The organism is Sphingomonas sanxanigenens DSM 19645 = NX02 (genome assembly GCF_000512205.2).
In the GTDB taxonomy this organism is placed as follows: domain Bacteria; phylum Pseudomonadota; class Alphaproteobacteria; order Sphingomonadales; family Sphingomonadaceae; genus Sphingomonas_D; species Sphingomonas_D sanxanigenens.
In genome coordinates, this window is the sequence record NZ_CP011450.1 from 81,898 (window position 1) to 100,481 (window position 18,584).

At 64.5% G+C, this 18,584-nt stretch carries 16 protein-coding genes; 6 read left to right on the forward strand and 10 right to left on the reverse strand.

Features of this window, described 5'->3' with window-relative positions:
- Window positions 1-22: 22 nt before the first annotated feature.
- From NX02_RS29060 to NX02_RS29090, 7 genes are all read right to left on the reverse strand, one after another.
- A complete protein-coding gene (locus NX02_RS29060) occupies window positions 23-1,639 on the reverse strand; it encodes a cation:proton antiporter domain-containing protein (RefSeq protein ID WP_084718411.1) in 1,617 nt (538 codons plus the stop codon).
- A gap of 190 nt (window positions 1,640-1,829) precedes the next feature.
- Window positions 1,830-2,558, reverse strand: a complete 729-nt coding sequence (istB, locus tag NX02_RS29065) for an IS21-like element helper ATPase IstB (protein WP_025291103.1) — start codon at window positions 2,556-2,558, stop codon at window positions 1,830-1,832.
- Window positions 2,545-4,056 (reverse strand): IS21 family transposase, encoded by a 1,512-nt coding sequence (gene istA, locus NX02_RS29070; protein WP_025291104.1) that lies wholly within the window; start codon window positions 4,054-4,056, stop codon window positions 2,545-2,547. The genes istB and istA overlap by 14 nt, the downstream gene beginning before the upstream one ends.
- Before the next feature lie 794 nt (window positions 4,057-4,850).
- On the reverse strand, window positions 4,851-5,018 hold the full coding sequence (locus NX02_RS33195; protein WP_164542692.1) for a hypothetical protein: 168 nt from the start codon (window positions 5,016-5,018) through the stop codon (window positions 4,851-4,853).
- 204 nt (window positions 5,019-5,222) lie between these two features.
- Window positions 5,223-5,873: a YoaK family protein gene (locus tag NX02_RS29080; protein WP_047100288.1), complete on the reverse strand. Its 651-nt coding sequence runs from the start codon at window positions 5,871-5,873 to the stop codon at window positions 5,223-5,225.
- 286 nt (window positions 5,874-6,159) lie between these two features.
- Window positions 6,160-6,774, reverse strand: a complete 615-nt coding sequence (locus NX02_RS29085) for an HdeD family acid-resistance protein (protein WP_245648935.1) — start codon at window positions 6,772-6,774, stop codon at window positions 6,160-6,162.
- Between the two features lie 47 nt (window positions 6,775-6,821).
- Entirely contained in the window at window positions 6,822-7,550 is a 729-nt protein-coding gene (locus tag NX02_RS29090; protein WP_169787228.1) for a Bax inhibitor-1/YccA family protein, read from the reverse strand.
- Window positions 7,551-8,038: 488 nt separating this feature from the next.
- Here NX02_RS29090 and groES point away from each other — a divergent pair, with 488 nt between their 5' ends.
- Entirely contained in the window at window positions 8,039-8,344 is a 306-nt protein-coding gene (gene groES, locus NX02_RS29095) for a co-chaperone GroES (RefSeq protein ID WP_007406608.1), read from the forward strand.
- Window positions 8,345-8,392: 48 nt separating this feature from the next.
- Entirely contained in the window at window positions 8,393-10,012 is a 1,620-nt protein-coding gene (gene groL, locus NX02_RS29100) for a chaperonin GroEL (protein WP_047100290.1), read from the forward strand.
- Window positions 10,013-10,060: 48 nt separating this feature from the next.
- Here the strand turns inward: groL and NX02_RS29105 are convergent, their stop codons facing one another.
- Entirely contained in the window at window positions 10,061-12,046 is a 1,986-nt protein-coding gene (locus NX02_RS29105; protein ID WP_047100291.1) for a PAS domain-containing sensor histidine kinase, read from the reverse strand.
- Window positions 12,046-13,527 (reverse strand): ATPase domain-containing protein, encoded by a 1,482-nt coding sequence (locus NX02_RS29110; protein WP_047100292.1) that lies wholly within the window; start codon window positions 13,525-13,527, stop codon window positions 12,046-12,048. Before NX02_RS29110 ends, NX02_RS29105 begins: the two co-directional genes overlap by 1 nt.
- 470 nt (window positions 13,528-13,997) lie before the next feature.
- Here NX02_RS29110 and NX02_RS29115 point away from each other — a divergent pair, with 470 nt between their 5' ends.
- From NX02_RS29115 to NX02_RS29130, 4 genes are all read left to right on the forward strand, one after another.
- Window positions 13,998-14,231: a type II toxin-antitoxin system ParD family antitoxin gene (locus NX02_RS29115; RefSeq protein WP_047100293.1), complete on the forward strand. Its 234-nt coding sequence runs from the start codon at window positions 13,998-14,000 to the stop codon at window positions 14,229-14,231.
- Window positions 14,228-14,572: a type II toxin-antitoxin system RelE/ParE family toxin gene (locus tag NX02_RS29120; protein WP_047100294.1), complete on the forward strand. Its 345-nt coding sequence runs from the start codon at window positions 14,228-14,230 to the stop codon at window positions 14,570-14,572. The genes NX02_RS29115 and NX02_RS29120 overlap by 4 nt, the downstream gene beginning before the upstream one ends.
- A 128-nt stretch (window positions 14,573-14,700) precedes the next feature.
- Complete coding sequence (locus tag NX02_RS29125) at window positions 14,701-15,291, forward strand: hypothetical protein (protein ID WP_047100295.1); 591 nt, start codon at window positions 14,701-14,703, stop codon at window positions 15,289-15,291.
- A 246-nt stretch (window positions 15,292-15,537) separates the two neighbouring features.
- A complete protein-coding gene (locus NX02_RS29130; RefSeq protein WP_030541397.1) occupies window positions 15,538-15,741 on the forward strand; it encodes a hypothetical protein in 204 nt (67 codons plus the stop codon).
- An 8-nt stretch (window positions 15,742-15,749) separates the two neighbouring features.
- Here NX02_RS29130 and NX02_RS29135 read toward each other — a convergent pair whose 3' ends face one another.
- Window positions 15,750-18,566 carry a conjugal transfer protein TraG N-terminal domain-containing protein gene (locus NX02_RS29135; RefSeq protein ID WP_047100297.1) on the reverse strand — a complete coding sequence of 939 codons (2,817 nt, stop codon included), beginning with the start codon at window positions 18,564-18,566 and terminating at the stop codon, window positions 15,750-15,752.
- Between the last annotated feature and the right edge of the window lie 18 nt (window positions 18,567-18,584).

Genomic DNA, 18,584 nt, shown 5'->3' on the forward strand with positions numbered 1-18,584 from the left:
AAGGGCAGTTTCCAGCGACGGGTCAGATCGTCCGCAACGCCCGAAGCTCAGGATTGAGGCGGAGGCGGACCGCCCGGACGCGAGCGAGCGCCTCTTCCGGAGAGACACCAAGCGCGACGAAGGTCTGCACTGCCAGCCCCAAGCCCGCAGCCAAGTTCTCCGGAAAGATGTAGGTCGCGCCGGCCTTGGCGATGGATGTCAGACCTCGATTGTCTCTCGTGCTGACAAGGACTGGCACCGCCGGATTGAGTTGCCGAACCTGGCGTACCAGCTGCTCCAGCCTTGGCTGGCTGTTCAGAAGGGCGACCACCACTGCGGCCGTATCGATGTTGGCTGCCTCAAGCACGCCGCGGCGTGTTGCGTCACCGAAAATGACCTGATGCCCCTCGCGATGGGCAATCCGAAGCCGGTCAACGTCGCGCTCGATCGCGATATAAGGTATCCCGCTCGCCTTCAGAACCGTACCCACCAGCCGTCCGACCGGGCCGCACCCCGCCAGGATGACGTGACCGCGTAGATCGCCCGCCGAGCCGCCGATCATGTCGTCTGGCTCAGCGACCAGCTGCGGCGTCGACAGGACCTCGGCCGAGATGCGCCGATTGAACTGGATGAGGAACGGAGCCAGGAAAATGCTCACGGCCGTCCCTGCGAGTGCCGTTTGCGCCACAACCTCCGGCAGCAAGCCGCCACCGATCGCCTGGGTCAGGATGAGCAGGGAGATCTCGCCGCCGTGCGCCAGGACCAGCGCGGTCTGCAATGCCGCATTGGTCGCAAGTCCGCTGAACCGCGCGAGAGCGAAGATGATCGCGAGCTTCACGAGGACGAGGATAGCCACCGCGCCGACCGTCGCCGCCGGCTCGGTGAGAACGATCGACCAATCAACGCTCATACCGATCGTCAGGAAGAAGAGACCGAGGAAGATGTCCCGCAGCGGCCGGAGCTCGTCTGCGAGGTGATGGCGGTAATTGCTCTCGGCGACGACCATGCCGACGATGAAGGCTGCTACCGCCAGGGAGAGACCGATCATCTCGGCGAGAAGCGCGACGCCTGCAACCAACGCCAGCCCGGCAAGCATCAGCGGCTCGTTGGATCCACTCCGAGCGATCCAATCGAAGATGCGGCCGATCGTCTTGCGCGCGAAGAGCGCGGCACCCGTGAAGACGAGCACGGCAGCGCCCAACCGCAACATCAGGCCGGCAAGGTCCTGCTCAGCGCCCGAGGCAACCGCGCCAACCAAGAGCAGGACAGGGAGGGCCGCGAGATCCTGGAAGAGGAGGATACCCGTCGTTGCTATGCCATGACTGGTCGTCACCTCGTCCTGATCCAGCAGCTGCTTGTGGACGATGGCGCTCGACGAGTGCGCGAGTGCAAAGCCCAGGATCAATGATGCGGTCAGGGACAGTCCCGCGAGGAGGGCGACCCCGGCTACGAGCAATGCGGTGACAACGACCTGAAGCGTGCCCAGCACGAAAACCAAGCGACGGGCCGCGACAATGCGTGGCCAGGAGAATTCAAAGCCAATGACAAACATCAGCGCGGCGATGCCGAGCTCACCGAGGAAACGGGTTCCCTCATTCGCGGAAACGAGGTGAAGCCCGTAGGGCCCTACGACCGATCCGGCGACGAGATATCCTGCAATCGAAGAGAGGCGGAACTGTCAATCGGCGTCCAAAAAGGACCCCCTATCGGCGTGCAAAAGGGACCCCCTTCGTCGAGCTGCGTGACAGGTATGGCGGGCGTGCCGTTCGCGCTGGTTGCGGCGTAGGGCGGGCGTAGCTCGACCGGAGGCGCAACCAGCGCGAAGCGTCTTCTGCCGGTAGTCCCTTGCGTCAGCTGCGGTGTTTGAAGCGCCAGCTGTCGTTGCCGGTCTCGACGATGTCGCAATGGTGGGTAATGCGATCGAGCAGCGCGGTGGTCATCTTCGGGTCACCAAAGACGGTTGGCCACTCGCCAAAGGCGAGGTTCGTCGTGACGATGACCGAGGTGCGCTCGTAGAGCTTGCTCACCAGATGGAAGAGCAGCTGACCGCCTGAGCGGGCGAAGGGCAGATAGCCGAGCTCGTCCAGCACCACGACATCGAGGCGGGAGAGCTGTTTTGCGAGCGCGCCGGCTTTGCCGAGGCGGTTCTCCTCCTCGAGCCGGTTCACGAGGTCGACCGTGTTGAAGTAGTGCCCGCGGGCACCGGCCCGCACGACGTTGGCGGTGATGGCGCTGGCCAGGTGTGTCTTGCCGGTGCCCGTACCGCCGACCAGCACGACGTTGCGCTGGCTCGCCAGGAACGAGCCGCTGTGCAGCGAGCGTACGAGCCCCTCGTTGATGGGGGTGCCGTCGAAGACGAAGCCGTCGAGATCCTTCACCGCCGGCAACCTGACGGCCGACATCCGGTATCGGACCGACGCTGCATGGCGGTGGGTTGCCTCGGCACGCAGCAGGTCGGTCAGGATCTCCATCGTCGTGCGCTTGCGCTGTAGTCCGGTGGTCACCGCCTCGTCGAAGGCACTGGCCATGCCCTTCAGGCCGAGACCCGCCATGGCCGTCATCATCTCATGCCGCTGCATGGAGGCCTCGCAGGCTGTCGTAGCGCGTGCAGTCGGCAAGAGGCGGATGACGCAGCGCCAGGTCCTCGGCCGTGACGATGGCCAACGGTCGAGGCGGTTCTCGCCTGCGGGCCAGTATGTTGAGGATGACATCGTCGCTGGTGACGCCGGCCAGCAACGCCTCGCGTACAGCCGCCTCGACGAGGTTCAGCTCGTCGTCGAGCACCGCCGCCAGCACCCGCACGAACCGCCGGTCAGCATCATCGCCAGCGCCTAGCTTGCGCCGGAGCCGCGACAGCGCAGGTGGCAACTCCCAGTTTTGGAATGGTGCACCGTTGCGCAAGGCGCCGGGCTTGGTGACCAGCACCGGCAGATAGTGCCACGGGTCGTAGATGGTCCGGTCGCGTCCGAAAAACCGGGGATGGTCGGCAACGACCTCGCCGTCGCAGCGCACGACGATGCGGTCGGCATAGGCACGGACCTGGACCGCGCGCCGCACCGCCTTGGCCATGACCGAGTAGCGGTTGCGGTCAAAGTTTATCAGGCACGTGCCGCTCACCGCGTGTTCGCTCTCGTAGAACCCGTCGAAGGGCGCGACGACGGGCTGAAGCACGCTGCGCTCCGCAGCCCAGGCCTGAGCGACCGTCAGTTCCTTCTGCTCGGGATGCTGGTGCGTGTCCGCCCAACGGCGACACTCCGCCTCCAGCCAACCGTTCAGCTCCTCAATGCTGGCAAAGCGCAGGCGTGGTTGGAAGAACCGGCCACGTGCCGTCTGCACCTGGTTCTCGACCTGACCCTTCTCCCAACCGGCTGCCGGCGAACATGCCGTCGGTTCGACCATGTAGTGGTTGGCCATGACCAGGAACCGCCGGTTGAAGACCCGCTCCTTGCCGGTGAACACGCTCGTCACCGCGGTCTTCATGTTGTCGTAGATGCCGCGCGTTGGCACGCCCCCGAAAAAGGCGAACGCCCGCGCATGCGCGTCGAACAGCATCTCCTGCGTCTCGCGGGGATAGGCTCGCACGTATATCACTCGCGACGCGCACAGCCGCACATGCGCGACCTTCACGCGCATCGGCTTGCCCGCGATCTCGACGTCCTCATGGCTCCAGTCGAACTGATAGGCCTCGCCCGGCCGGAACAGCAGCGGGATGAACGCCGGCGCATCCATCACGTCGCGACGCCGCGCCTGCCGCCAGCGGGCCGCATAGCGACGCACCGCATCATACGAGCCGTCAAACCCCTCGCGCAGCAGCAGGTCGTGGATACGCGTGATGCGCAGCTTCTCGCGCCGCGGCCGTGCCTCGTCTTCCTTCAACAGCGCATCCAGTCGCACCTGGAATGGTCCGATCTTCGGCAGCGGCTGAACCTCGCGTCGGTAGCCCATGTCCGCCTCCGGCGACCGGATCGCCTTGCGCACCACCCCACGTGACAGATGCAGGTCGCGCATTATCGCCTTGATGGCTTTCCCCGCCGCGTGCTCGCGCCGGATCCTCAACACCGTCTCCAATACCAACATCCCGATCTCGCCGCCTGACACCTGCCAAGCGAACAGCCTAGACCACCGGGATGAGGGGTCCTTTTTCGACGCCGATCACCCCGCTACCGGGGTCCTTTTTCCACGCCGATCCACAAGGCGGAACTTTGTGAAGAGCGCGACGAACGCCAGGGAGGCGAAAATCAGGATCACCGCATCGGCGAGAAAGTGGTGAAGCATGAACCGGACGCCTCTCGCGGGGATCAAGTGCTTTCCGCCAAGGGCGGCGGGTCGGGGCTGCTCAGCGCGCCGTCGGTTGCAGCGACGCTCGGGCCTAAAGAGATAACCGGTTGAAGCGGCCTTCCCACGTTCGCCGATGGCAGTGAGCAGCGGCACTCAGCGTCCAGGATCGATCAGGCCTGCGTGCGCTACCGCAAGAAGGGCGTGGTCGAGCCTCGTCCCATCGATCGGTGCCAACCGCCGCCCCCCCGACGGTCTTCGGCCTCTGAGCTGGCGGCACGCGTCACCTCCGTCTTGGGCAAGCCACCAAACAATCGCTCAGGTGGAGAGGACGCTCACTGACATACCTCAGCTGGGTTCTGTCCTGCCGCGTCAAGCGCCCCTCATCTTTTCGACGGCGGCTGCGACAGCTCTAGTGGGGTGGGTACGACGTTGGTCGCGATCTTGGAGCCGCCGGTTCGGCTGGGCGGACGTCAACAGCGCCCTATCCGTCGCTTCACTATGCTCCGGGTATCTCGAGGCACTCGACGACATCGACCGCTTCGCCCGGAAAGATCGTGAAATGAGGATGGTTCCCGAAAAGGCGGGCGGCACCTTCAAAGCGTCCAGCTCGGCGGATCGCTCGCGGGGAAAGACTCTTCGATCGCTTCGTCGACCGGGTCGAGATCCGTCCCCTCCTGACCTTCCTCGGCCACGCTCTCATCAGGTGCCAGTTCCGGCTTCCTGTCCTTGTCGGGATTCACCGACGCTTTGGGGTCCGTCATCCTTTCATTCTCCAGCAAAGTGAGCGCTGCACCTCTGCATCCGCGCGAACCGACTGCACATTCTGCTGTCAGGATGGACCGGGCCCTGATTCAGATCAGCTCCGCTTGGCTTGTCTCAGGCGGTCGCCGGCAAGGACGTGCGCGCGTCCTTCCGAAAAGGCGACGGCCACAGCCTCAAGGCCGCGGATAGAACGCCTGCAGCGATTACGCCGGTTCGCCCGTCCTTTCGATGAGGCCTGCCCATACGGCGAGGAGAAGCGCGGCCAGCGCTGCGAACCAAAGGCCGTCGACACCCAACCGGTGGAAGCTAAGCGCGCCTATGATCGCGCCTGTGACGAGGCTCGACCACAGTAACAAGTGTGGGAGCCAATCCCATCTGGGTCCGCCCAGCAGCGCCATGCCGATCCGCTGCCCCGCCTTCACGACCGCACCGGTCATATAGGTGAGGCCGATGCTCACTTCGCCATCGCGCTGGAAAACGAGATTCTCCGCTCCCATCGCAGCAGCCATGAGCAGCGGTGCGAATGCGCCCGCGCCGACGTGCGCGAGCGTCGCGCTCGAGGCGAGGAGCAATGACACGAGTCCCAAGACAGCGGACTTCCGGCGCTTCTGAACCAGGGTGGCCACGAGCGTGGCCGCGATCACCCCCGTGAGGAACGCACCAATCAATCCCAGCGCGATCAACGCCGTCACCGACCGTTCGGCCGCCCCGATGGCGAGCCGTGTGGAGTTGCCGCTCATGAACGACACAAACATCCCGCCTGCGGCCAGGAAGCCGAGCCCGTCGACGTAGCCCGCCAGCCCGGTAAGACAAAAGGCGAGCCACTTTCGTCGCCGTTCAAGCACGCCGATCATTGAACCCACATACTCCTGCTATCCGAAACTGATGCCCGGGCGGGCACGCCGCTTCCAGTCCGCGCCACCAGAAAGCGATAACGGTAGAAGGTTCGTCGGGGCGGATCGCCAGCGCACAGGCGCTGGACGCTCCCTAGCTAGGCCTGGCGACCGAGCCCATGCAATGTGAGTGTCTGGTAAGCGGCACGGCCCCTGCTGCTGGAGCCGGTCGGCAGGGAATTCCAAATGCTTCCCTGCCGCCCTAGCGAGACTGTTGCGGCCTGGGCGAGGCGCAACGGGCGAGCCATCAAGCTCGGCGAAGCTTAAACCCGAGCCCGAGAAGAACAACGCCAGCGATGATCGCGTACGTTCCGATTACCCAGGCGGCAGACGGCAAGGTCGTGAGCGGATCGATGACCAGCAGGACGACGATCATAATCCCGACAGCGACCGATAGAGCGCCAGACAGGCCCATCAGCCATTCGTCGCGGATTACCTTGCGCAACGTCACTGCCGCAGCAATTTCGAGGGCACCGGTGACGATCGCCCAGACGGCCAACATGATGAGCGTAGCCAGCGCATAGCCCGCGGTCATGGCTACGGGCATCAGCAGGAACAGGACCGCAGTCGCGATGCCGATGATCCCGCGGATCACATAGGCCCACCAGCGCTCCTCCTTACGGCGGGCGCCGCGCACCGCGGCGACCAGGGACAGAATGCCATCGGCGCCGGCGTAGCCGGCGAACACCATCGCAAAGGCGAACAGGGCGCTGAGCGGGAACAGGAAGGAAACGACGCCAAGCGCCAGCGCGAGGACACCGCGGAAGACGATCCAGCCCCAGTTGCGGCGCAGTGTCCCCAACATCGGCTGGCTGACCGCTTCGGGCTCGTCGGAAACGGCATTGATCTTAACTCGAACCACGAAAGCCTCCCTTTTCTACCGCCCGATAGGACGGCGACGCGACGTCGCTATGCTCGCTGACGCTCCCCCATGAGGTTCAGCAGCAGCTGGAACAGGTTGATGAGATCCAGATAAAGGGACAGCGCCCCCATCACGGCCAGCTTCTCGCCGGATTCGGTGTCCGCATAGGCGAAGTATTGACTCTTCAATCGCTGGCTGTCCCAGGCGGTCAGGCCGGTGAACACCAGCACGCCGATGATCGAAACGGCGAACTGCAGCGTGTCGGACGCGAGGAACAGGTTGATCAGGCTCGCGATGATGACGCCGACAAGCCCGACCATGAGGAAGGTCGACCAGCGCGAGAGGTCGACATTGGTCGTATAGCCCCACAGGCACATCGTCGCGAACAGGGCCGCGGCCGAGAAGAACGCCAGCGCGATGCTGGTGCCGGTGAACACCAGGAAGACGCTGGCCAGCGACAGTCCCATGACGCCTGCGAACGAATAGAAAGCGATCCGCGCAGTGTTGGCGCTCATCTGCTCGACGCGGAAGGAGAAGAACAGGACGAAGGCGAGCGGCGCCAGCATCACGACCCATTTGAGGGGCGTGTTGAAGATCGGTTGATAGAGAGCTGGCGTGCTGGCAACGAGGAAGGCGACAAGCCCGGTAAGGACCAGTCCCTGCGCCATCGTGCGGTAGATGCCAAGCATGTAGCGGCGAAGACCGGCGTCGTAAGCGACCGCGCGCCCCGAGGCGCCGTGCAAATCCGCGCCGGAGCTTTCAATTGGCGTGTTCATCTGCAAAATCTCCAACCGATGGTGCCGCGACCGAGGAAGCGCGTGCGGGTCCGGCCTTGTGCCTTCCGACCACGGCCCGGGAGCAGTTCGCGGCGTTCCGGACCTATGGAGGCTCGTCGAGCGCTGCACAGCGCCCACGTCCACGATCGGCAGGGGCCATCGCGCCACCCACCTTTGGAGCACTGAACCAAGCGAGATCACGGGCTGTCCGTCCTTGCCGAAGTCTTCCGGTCCTCTTGGGCAGTCCCGTAGCGAATCGGCCGCAATCGCCCGCTGATCTACATCACTTCGTCGCTGCGACTCTCGAGGCAATGTCCGCTCGTGCGCTGCGCGACCGCGCATGCGCATTGGCACTCGCATGGATGAAGCGCCAGGAAAGTGCGGCAGATCTCTTGATGGTCGAAAATCGTCTTCCTAGCTCTGCCGAAACCGACCATTCCCCGCGAACGGGAGGGTCATCACATCATGATCTGCTTTGGAGGTAATGCATGCATTTCCGTCCCCTGCACGACCGTGTCGCCGTCCGTCGCATCGAAGCCGAGGAAAAGACGGCCGGCGGCATCATCATCCCGGATACTGCCAAGGAGAAGCCTCAGGAGGGCGAGGTCGTCGCCGTCGGGCCCGGCGCCCGCGACGAGACCGGCAAGCTGGTCGAGCTGTCCGTGAAGGCCGGCGATCGCGTCCTTTTCGGCAAATGGTCCGGCAGCGAGGTCAAGATCGACGGTGAGGAACTGCTCATCATGAAAGAGAGCGACATCCTCGGGATCGTCGAAACCGAAGCGTCGTCGAAATAGGGCGGCGTACCCACAGAAATCCACGCGAACATAGGAGGAAACGATACAATGGCTGCAAAGGAAGTCCGTTTCTCGACCGACGCGCGTGACCGCATGCTGCGGGGCGTGGACACGCTCGCAGACGCGGTCAAGGTGACCCTGGGACCTAAGGGCCGCAACGTCGTGATCGACAAGAGCTTCGGCGCGCCGCGCATCACCAAGGACGGCGTCACCGTCGCCAAGGAAATCGAGCTCAAGGATAAGTTCGAGAACATGGGCGCGCAACTGATCCGAGAGGTCGCGTCCAAGACCAATGATCTCGCCGGCGACGGGACCACGACCGCGACCGTGCTCGCCCAGGCGATCGTCCGCGAGGGCGCCAAGGCGGTCGCCGCCGGCATGAACCCGATGGACCTGAAGCGCGGCATCGATCTCGCCGTCGGAGCCGTCGTCGACGATCTCAAGGCGCATGCGCGCAGGATCAGCGCGAACAGCGAAATCGCCCAGGTCGCCACGATCTCGGCAAACGGAGACACCGAGGTCGGCCAGATCCTTGCCGAGGCGATGGAAAAGGTCGGCAACGAAGGTGTCATCACCGTCGAGGAGGCAAAGAGCCTCGCGACCGAACTCGAAGTCGTGGAGGGCATGCAGTTCGACCGCGGATACCTCTCGCCCTATTTCATCACCAACCCCGAGAAGCTGCGGGTCGAACTGGAAGATCCGTACATCCTGATCCACGAGAAGAAGCTCTCGAACCTGCAGGCGCTGGTGCCCCTACTCGAAAAGGTGATCCAGTCGGGCCGCCCGCTGCTGATCATCGCCGAAGACGTCGAGGGCGATGCGCTGGCTACCCTGGTCGTCAACAAGCTGCGCGGCGGGCTTCAAGTCGCGGCCGTGAAGGCGCCGGGCTTCGGTGATCGGCGCAAGGCGATGCTCGAGGACATCGCCGTCCTCACCGGCGGCAATGTCGTCAGCGAGGACCTCGGCATCAAGCTCGAGAACGTCACCGTCAATATGCTCGGTCGCGCCAAGAAGGTGGTAATCGACAAGGACGACACGACGATCATCGACGGCGCCGGCCAGAAGTCGGACATCGACGGCCGCGCCGCGCAGATCCGCCAGCAGATCGAGACGACCACCTCCGACTATGATCGCGAGAAGCTGCAGGAGCGGCTCGCCAAGCTCGCCGGCGGCGTCGCGGTGATTCGCGTCGGCGGCGCCACTGAAGTTGAAGTGAAGGAGAAGAAGGACCGGGTGGACGATGCGCTTCACGCCACGCGCGCCGCGGTCGAGGAGGGCATCCTGCCCGGGGGCGGCATCCCGTTGCTGCGCGCGGTCAAAGCGCTGGAAAGCCTCTCCGCGGCCAACGACGACCAGAAGGCCGGGATCGAGATCGTCCGCCGCGCCTTGAAGGCGCCGGCGCGCCAGATCGTCGACAATGCCGGCGAGGACGGCGCCTACGTGGTCGGGAAGCTCGGCGAGGGATCGGACTACAACTGGGGCTTCAACGCTGCCACCGGCGAGTATGAAGATCTCGTTCGGGCCGGTGTGATCGACCCGGCCAAGGTCGTGCGCACCGCGCTTCAGGATGCGGCGTCGGTTGCAGGGTTGCTCATCACGACCGAGGCGCTGATCGCGGAGCTGCCGAAGGACGAAAAGCCGGCGCCGGTTCCCGCGATGGACTATTGAAGGATTGGGGGCCGCAAGGCCCCCATCCGAACGCCGCGTGCCTTTCGTCTAGGCGGAGTCACCGGTCGCGCTTGCCGCCGACCGGATCTCGGCTAGTTTCGCCGCCAGTTCATCCTGCCGAAAGGGCTTCATGAGGCGCGGAAAGTCCGGAGTGATCTCGCTGCTCTCGGCATAGCCCGAGACGATCAGGACGGGTGTGCGCGCCCGCAGCGCGCGGCCGAGGGCAACGCCCGACATCCCTGTCATCAGATGATCGGTGACCACGACGCTCGGGTTCATGCCGCTCTGAACCAGCTCCAGGGCGTCCTCCGCCGATTTCGCCTCGGTCACCTCATAGCCGATCGCGGAGAGCATCTGGCTGACGCTCGAACGGACGAGATCGTCATCGTCGACAAGAAGGGCGGTTCCATCCTGGGGCAGCGTTCCCTCGACCTTTGGCGCCGGGCGCTGCGGGGTCTCCGTCGACACGGGAAGCAGGATGTCCACCCGGGTCCCGGCATCGGGAGCGGTCGTGATCGTGAGGGTTCCGCCGAGTTGCCGCGCCAGGCCATGCGCCATCGAAAGGCCAAGCCCTGTTCCCTTGCCCAGCCCCTTGGTCGAGAAGAACGGCTCGACGGCTCGCCTGGCTGTCTCCTCATCCATACCGATTCCGGTATCCGAGACCGCGAGGCTGATATAGCTGCCGGGGCTCAGGCCCTCGTCATTTTCCGCCCTGAGATGCCGCTCGGATGCCGAGATGCGGAGCGTGCCCCCTTCGGGCATCGCGTCCCTCGCATTCACGCAAAGGTTGAGGAGCGCCATTTCGACCTGGTTGTGATCGGCGCGCGCGGCAGGCAGCCCTTCCGGCACCTCGATCAACAAGCTGATCTTCGGCCCGATCGTCGATCCGACCAGCTCGACCATGCCGCGCACCAGCGTGCCGATATCGATCGCGCGGAGCTGCAACGGCTGCTGCCGCGCGAAGGCCAGCAGCCGCTGCACGAGCGCCCTCGCCCGCTCGGCCGACTGTATGGCACCCTCGATGAGGCGGCGCTGGCGCTCCGTGCCAAGTCCGCTGCGGCTCAGGATGTCCAGCCCGCCCACGATCGGCGTCAGCAGGTTGTTGAAGTCGTGGGCGACGCCGCCGGTAAGCTGACCCATCGCCTCGAGCTTCTGCGCCTGACGGAGCGCCTCCTCGGCACGCTTGCGGTCGGTGATGTCGAGCGCTTCCACGATGAGTGCCAGCGTATCGCCTTGCGGACCACGCATCGGCCGCATGCCCACGTCGAACGAGCGCGGGCCGATCGGAAGATGGATGGTCAATTCTCTTTGCAGGGTCACGCCCGCTGCGACCCGCAGCACACCAGCCTTCACGGCGTTGTGGAGGTCGGGCGAATGCGCGAACCACGGGGTCTCCCAGAGGGGCTTGCCGACCACATCCTCGAGCCGCGCTTCGATCCCCGCCAGCGCCGTGGCGTTCGCGTCCAGGACGGTCCCATCGAGATCGATGAGCAGCTGATATTGATTGTTGGTCTGGAAGATCGCCCGCATCCGCGCTTCGCCCAACGTTAGCTCCGCGGTCCGCTCCTCGACCTTGCGCTCAAGGGAGCCGGCGAGGCTCCGCAGCTCCTCGAGGCGCGCGCGTGCCTCATATTGCCGGCGGCGGGCGCGCAGCGCCGCGCGCGCCAGGCTCATGAGGGTAGTCGGATGGAAGGGGCGTTCGAGGAAGCTGACGTTCCCGAGCCGCTCCAGCAAGCGGGAAGCCTCGGGGTTGCGTTCGAGCCCGCTGCCCTGGTGCACGAGCAGAACGAACGGAAAATCGGACCATTCTGGCTGGTCCGCGATCCATACCTGTAGCGACCCGGTGTCGGCACCGGTCAGCGCCTCCGAGGTGACGACCGCGAGGCCTGCGCCTGCCCGGATCTCCTCGACCAGCCGGGCGACCGAGGGACATTCGAGCGCGGTGATGCCGGCGTTCGCCAGAACGGATGCGGCGACGTCTGCATCCCGGCCGAAAGGCGCGAGTATCAGCGCGCGCTCGGAATGTTCGGGCATCAATGGCGTTCTTCGATCAGCTCAGGTGCATCCCCGAAGAGGCTGCGCACGCCGCGCGCCATTCCCTGGAACAAGACCAGCGCTTCGCCGATCCGGACCCCGTCGGCGCCAATGCTATATTCGCGGATGGTGTCTTCATGCGCACCGGTTCGCTTCTTCACGACCGAAATCGCCCGGCGGAGACGGCCGCGGGCCTCGAAGTAGCGCAGCAGGATCACCGTGTCGGCGAGATAGGTGACATCGACGGGGGTTCGCGTATCGCCGACCAGCCCGTGCTGCGCGATGGTCACGAACGTCGTCGCGCCCTGCCGGTTCAGATACTGCAGCAGCTCGTGCATGTGCAGCACCAGGGCGTTCTCGCCCGGCATCGCGGCCTGGTAACCATTGAGGCTATCCACCACCACCGTCCTCGCGCCATTCTCCTCGACGCATTTCCGGACCCGCGCTGAAAGCTCTCCGGGGGTGAGCTCGGCGGCGTCGATCTGCTCGACCTGCAAGGCACCGGCGTCCATCATCGCGATGATGTCGATTCCAAGACCTCGTGCCCGTTCGGCCAGGAGTCCGACCTCCTCGTCGAACACGAACAACGCCGCCTTCTCTCCTTTCTTCACGGCCGCAGCGACGAACGTCAGCACGAGCAGAGACTTCCCCGTTCCGGCGGGACCCAGGATCAGCACGCTCGATCCACGCTCCAGACCACCCCCCGTCAGCGCGTCCAGTTCGGCAATCTCGGTCGTGACCTTGTCGCGCTCGAAGCTCGACCGGTGCTCGGCCGAGATCAGGCGCGGAAATACGCGGGCACCGCCTCGTTCGATGACGAAATCGTGATAGCCGCCGCGAAAGCCCCGCCCGCGATATTTGGCGACCCTGATCCGCCGGCGCTCCGGACCGTATTCTCTTGCGAGCTCCTCCAGGCAGACCACACCATGCGCGACGCTGTGAACGGTCTTGTCTTCGGTCTCCGTCGTCATGTCGTCGAGCATCAGCACGATCGTGCCCTGGCCCGCGAAATAGTGCTTCAACGCGAGGACCTGTCGCCGGTAGCGGAGCGAGCTCTGCGACAGCAGTCTGATTTCCGAGAGGCTGTCGAGGACCAGCCGGTCGGGCTTCGATCGCGTGAAGGCTTCGAATATTCTCCGGGTCGTCTCCACCAGCTCGAGGTCCGACGAGTAGAGCAGGCTCTGCTGCTGCTTTTCGTCAACGAGGCTATCGGGGGAGATCAACTCGACGATCTCGACGCCGTCGAGCGCCCACCCGTGTGCTGCGGCGGCGGCGCGCAGCTCTTCCTCGCTTTCGGAGAGCGTCAGATACAGCACCTTCTCTCCGTTCCGGGCCCCTTCGAGCAGGAACTGCATCGCGACCGTGGTCTTGCCCGTTCCCGGCAGGCCCTCGAGGAGAAAGACCCTACCGCGGCTCAACCCTCCACCGAGGATGTCATCAAGGCCCGGCACTCCCGTTCCAGCAGGTTCTTCGCTATTCACCGTACAACTTGCCCCCTTCGAGCATGGGTTCCCCCGACCGTTCTGCGCGACCCGCGCCGCCTGACGACGTATCGCGGGGCAGGAGCGACCCTCGTCGAACATGCCGACAAAGCACCCAGCGAAGCCTGGATTGCTGCCCCACGGCGCCCCGCCAGAAAGGGTGCCGGATCAGAGATGTAATCGTCGCTGAGCTATATCAGCCTGTCATGCAGGTGCCGGTCAGCCGCTACCTGCTCGAGGAGCCTGGCGAGCTTGACCCGCCCGCCTGTTCCCCACTGAGCCGATCACCTCCCCCACAGTTTCTCGCCGCGCAGACAACCGCTCGTGGGGCTTTACCCTGCCGGTAAAGTGCCACAGCTGTTCATTCCTGGGCTTCTCGCATCGGGAAAGTGTCGGACCTAGTCGTCAAAAGACGCAGAACGGGCGGCTCACCTTGCCAAATTTTGCCAAACCGCTTATCTATTGCTGCCATGAGCACGATGAACATCTCGCTGCCCGATACGCTGAAGGCTTTCGTGGACGAGCAGGTTGCCGGCCGCGGCTACGGCACGAGCAGCGAGTATGTCCGCGAACTCATCCGCAAGGACCAGGACCGCCAGAGATTGCGCCGGCTGCTGCTCGACGGCGCTGAATCCCCCCCGGGCGCCCCAGCAGACGACGACTATTTCGAAGGACTGCGCGTGCGGGCTCGCCGCACGGCATGACCATGAAGCGGGTCGTCCCCCGCGACCAGGCCCATCGCGACGTCGAGAGCGCTATCGACCACTACGCTCACGAGGCTGGGCCGGATGTCGCGCTCAGCTTCGTGACCTCGCTAGAAGCAGTCTACCGAGCGATCGCGGAGCACCCGGGCATCGGCTCTCCCCGCTACGCGCACGAGCTGATGTTGCCGGGTCTGCGACATCGCCGTCTCGCCCGCTTTCCGTGGCTCGTCTTCTACGTCGAACGCGACGATCACATCGACATATGGCGCGTGCTCGACGCGCGACGCGACGTTCCGACGTGGCTCGACGACCCCGACGGCCATGAGCCCACATCGCGCTGATGTCCGGGCGTCCAAGCGTTCTGGCGGCTGTGCCGGCTTGCGAGCCAGACACGCGACACCTCGATAAAATGGACGCGCCGCATCAAGAGGGATTCACATGAGAATCGAGATGTGCTTGATTCGTTCTCATGTTCCAGCCAGATTTCTTCGCCGCCGCAGGCAATGCGGAACGAGCAGCGCCGCAGGATGCACCCGCGCTGGACCTTCCCGGCCTGCTCGATCGCCTGACGGCAGTTTGCGAGCGCCCACGCTACAGCTTCATGGTGCTCAACCTGATCGCGCAAGCGAGCGCCCAAAGTGGTTCGGCCGGCCCGTATGTCCGTGAAGGTGACCGCCAGGTGCCGGTGCGCGACTGGCTCTGCGATGCCCTGGTGCCCGTCGCCCGGCGCGACCCCCGCCGCCTTGCGATCGCCGACAAGGTACGAGCGGAGCTCAAGCAGCGCAATGAGCTTCCGTCCGACACGGCGGCCGCCGAACGGCTGATCGCTGCGGAAGTTCAGAAGCGGATCCGTCTCTCCGGCCGCACCAACGTGAGCCGCGCCGTCTCGGAACTCGTCAGGGCCGGCCTCATGCAGCGTCACTATCAGGGCTACCGCGTCGACCATCATAATCGCGGTGCCCAGCGCCAAGCCGTCTACACGATCACCGACGAGGTGCGGCGCGCCCTTCATCCGCGGTCGGCTGAGCGCAACCTCAGCGCGGATTTAGGAACTCGATGATCATGCTGGCCACTTGGTCGCTGTGGCGGCGCCGCTTGGCAATCGTGCCGGTGATCGTCTCGGCAACGGGCTCGCGATCATGCCTGCAATCCACAGGCTGCGCGGTTAGTGTGATGCGGAGCCTGACAGCTTAGGTATTGGCCGGTACCGTCGGCCGTCCGGCGCCGCCGCCCGGCCATCAGCCGCAATCTCCATTGCTTGTGATCGAACCTGAAGCCTTGTATGTTAGACAGGCTCGGAGGTTTTATGCTCAAGCTTGACACCGCGACATACTTGATCACCCAGGATAACTCTGCGGGTCCGATCATTCAGTACGTCGACGACGGTTTTGAGCCTCACGGTCCCGTCACCGATGCCAATGGCAATGTCAGCCGAGCGAGCGCGGCTGCCTATTTGGTCGCCTATGCACTTCTTGCTGGCGTAATCGGGTACTTCATTTTCGCGCTTTAACGCCGAGGTTACTCCCGCAGCTTCGGATCATTGAAGAAGCCGCGGTTGTGATCGCGATTCACCTCTAGCTGAATGTCGACCGAACCCTGCACGGCATTCGTCCGAGCAGCCCGCGCAGCGGCGCGATCGCCCTCAAGCCGATCCCCGCCAGCCTCGATAATAGACTGAGCGGCCCGAGGATCGCCGCCGGCCGGACCAGACGGAATACCGGGTACGCCATGTGGACGATACGAGGCTGCCACGTCCGCCGCACTATCGACACTCGGCCTGCTCACCTCGACTAGGTTTGGCTCTTGAAGCTTGCCGGCAATCTCCTCGCGAATGTCGTCCTGCTTCTCGCGCATCCAGCGAGCGACCATCTCCTGCCGAACGGCACGCTGGTGGTCGCTGAGATCGGTCGCCCACAGCTCCGGAGCATCCAGACCCGGGTTTGAGGCCTGTTGCGTCCGGTACCACTGCGCCAGATCCTGGCTCATGTTCTCGCTTAGCTGCATGCCGTGCGTTTCGGCGTAACTGGCGTCGCGGGAGAGCTGCTGCGACAATTCCTCAAGCTGCCGACCCGTCTCCGTATACGACCGGGCGCGCGCGAGCGCCTGCTCGTGGGTGAGGGAGGAACTGGACGTCGTCGAGGCGCGGCTGAACACGCCCGAGCGGTCATAGGTGCCATCGGATGACGTTGCACCCGTGCCACTGGCGTGTTCGTCCCGGACCCCGCGACTTGCGGTGCTGGAAGTATCAGACGAACGACTATCCGTCGTCCCATGCCGCAACGTGTCCTGCTGCTGACCTTGCGTCGTGACGGTGCCGCCCACTCCCGGCAAGCGGCCGAGAACTCTGCCGATACCGCTTCGCCCGCCGCCTGCGCCTTGCTGACCACCGCCCAATCCTGCCGATAGAGAGCCGGACACCTGATTGATGGTACCGGCTGATCGGTCGTGCCCGTCGGACGAAGTCAGGCTCTGACCCGTTGACGACCGATCTTCCAGCCCTTGCGAGCTGCTGGCGGTTGTTCGATCGAACTGCTCAACAGACGTGTTCGACGAGCGGCCGCTGCTCGAATCCCAGCCTGACGAGCGCTCGCTTGACGTCCCGTACGCGCTCCGGTCGGTCTTGGTCCAGGTGAGCATCTCCTGAGCTGCATTGTCGTAAGCTTGCGATTGACGGTGCGCTTCGCTCGCCATCTCCCGCCATTCCGCGACCGTGCCGGTCGTCACGGTAGGGGTGAATGAGAGTCGCGAGATCGCGCCACCGGTGTCGAACACTTCCTGGCCATTGCCGAAGCCGCTGATCACGGCGCCGTTGTCCTGGCGCCAGCCGACGCTCGCCGCGCCACCCATAAAGCTCGGCGCCGTCTGCCACTGGTCGGCCTGCCGCATGTTCGAGGTCGAGTTCGCCCAACTTACATTTCCGTAGGAGTAGTTGCCGGTGGTCTGCTCCAGCGCAGCAGCTTCCGCGGCATTCTGCGCCGGCGCCAGCATCGACGTCGCCTGCCCCGCGATTGACATCGCGCCCCGTGCAAGCCCGCCCGCCAGAAACGGTATGCTCATCAGCATGAAGCCGGCAATCGTCGCCGTCTCGCCGTTCACCGCGCCGATGCCGGCATAACTTCCGAGCGACATACCTCCTGCAGCGACGCCGTTCGAGGCTGCCTCGGCACGTGTCATGCAGATCATGTGGAGGATTACGTAGAGCGGTCCCCATGCCGCCAGATAGAAGAACCCCATCGCGTAGCCCTTCAACGAACTCAGCCCGGTCTGGGGGAGCAGGAAGAGCGGGAAGATCACAGGGAACATCGCGAAGAACACGACAGTCAGGACAATGTTCAGGATCGGCACCCACGCCATCGCCTGCTGCGCGATCGAATTGTAGGTGTTGCGGGCCTGAATATCCGCGCGGGTCTGCGCGAAGGTGTCGATCGACGCCGCCCCGCTCCCGCCGGCCATCGAGTTTCGCGCCTGCATGAAGGCGTTGATGGCGGTGTTCTGCCTCATTACGCCGGTGAAATCGTCACCCGAGCCTGTGAAGGCCGCATTCACGATCGGGACGTCGTGCTTGAGCTTCGCCGCGGCGACAGCATTGCTGAGCTTGGGATAGACCTCCTTTGCCCAAGGCTCCGCGTTCGCCTCGATCATGCTCGCCCATTGGCCGTTCAGCGTGTCATAGGCCTGTCGGCACGTGACAATGAAGTTCTGGACGGAGCCGTCGCCTTGCCGCTCCAGCCACTCCTGCGACCGCGCTTCCGAGCCCGGCCCGATCGCCGCCCACAGGTCCGGCGCTTTCGCCAAGTTGGTGAGCGACTTCTGGTAGAGCATCACATCGCCGAACAGGCAGTTCTTGAAGTGGTTCTCGAGATTGGTCGAGAATTCCGCGTCGCGGATGGTGAAGTCGCGGGTCGCGTCGAATAGCCGTGCGCCGTACACCATGCCGTTCGTCGTGTAGTTGAGCTCTCCTGGCATGACGAAGACGGTTTCGGCCGTCCGGGTGAGCCAGTCGCCGATCTGGGTGGTGAAGCTCGCGAGAACCCCCAGCCCGAGCGGAACATTCGCCACCGTCGCGGGCGACAGGCTCGGGTTGAGGCGGTCGGTTACCTTCACGTCGATCGTCGGGACCATAAGGCACAGGTAGATGCCCGTCGCCTGAAGGAACCAGTTCAACCACGCGCGGAAGTTGAGGGTGAAGGCGACGACCAGCAGCGAATAGATCAGCCCCATCACCATCACGACCCGCAGGAGAGAGCGATAGCCCCCTCCCCCCGCCCACGCGGCTACGGCGTTGAAGGTATTGACGAGATACTCGCCTCCGCCGACGGTGTAGACCTCGAGCACGCCGCTACCTCCCTGTTG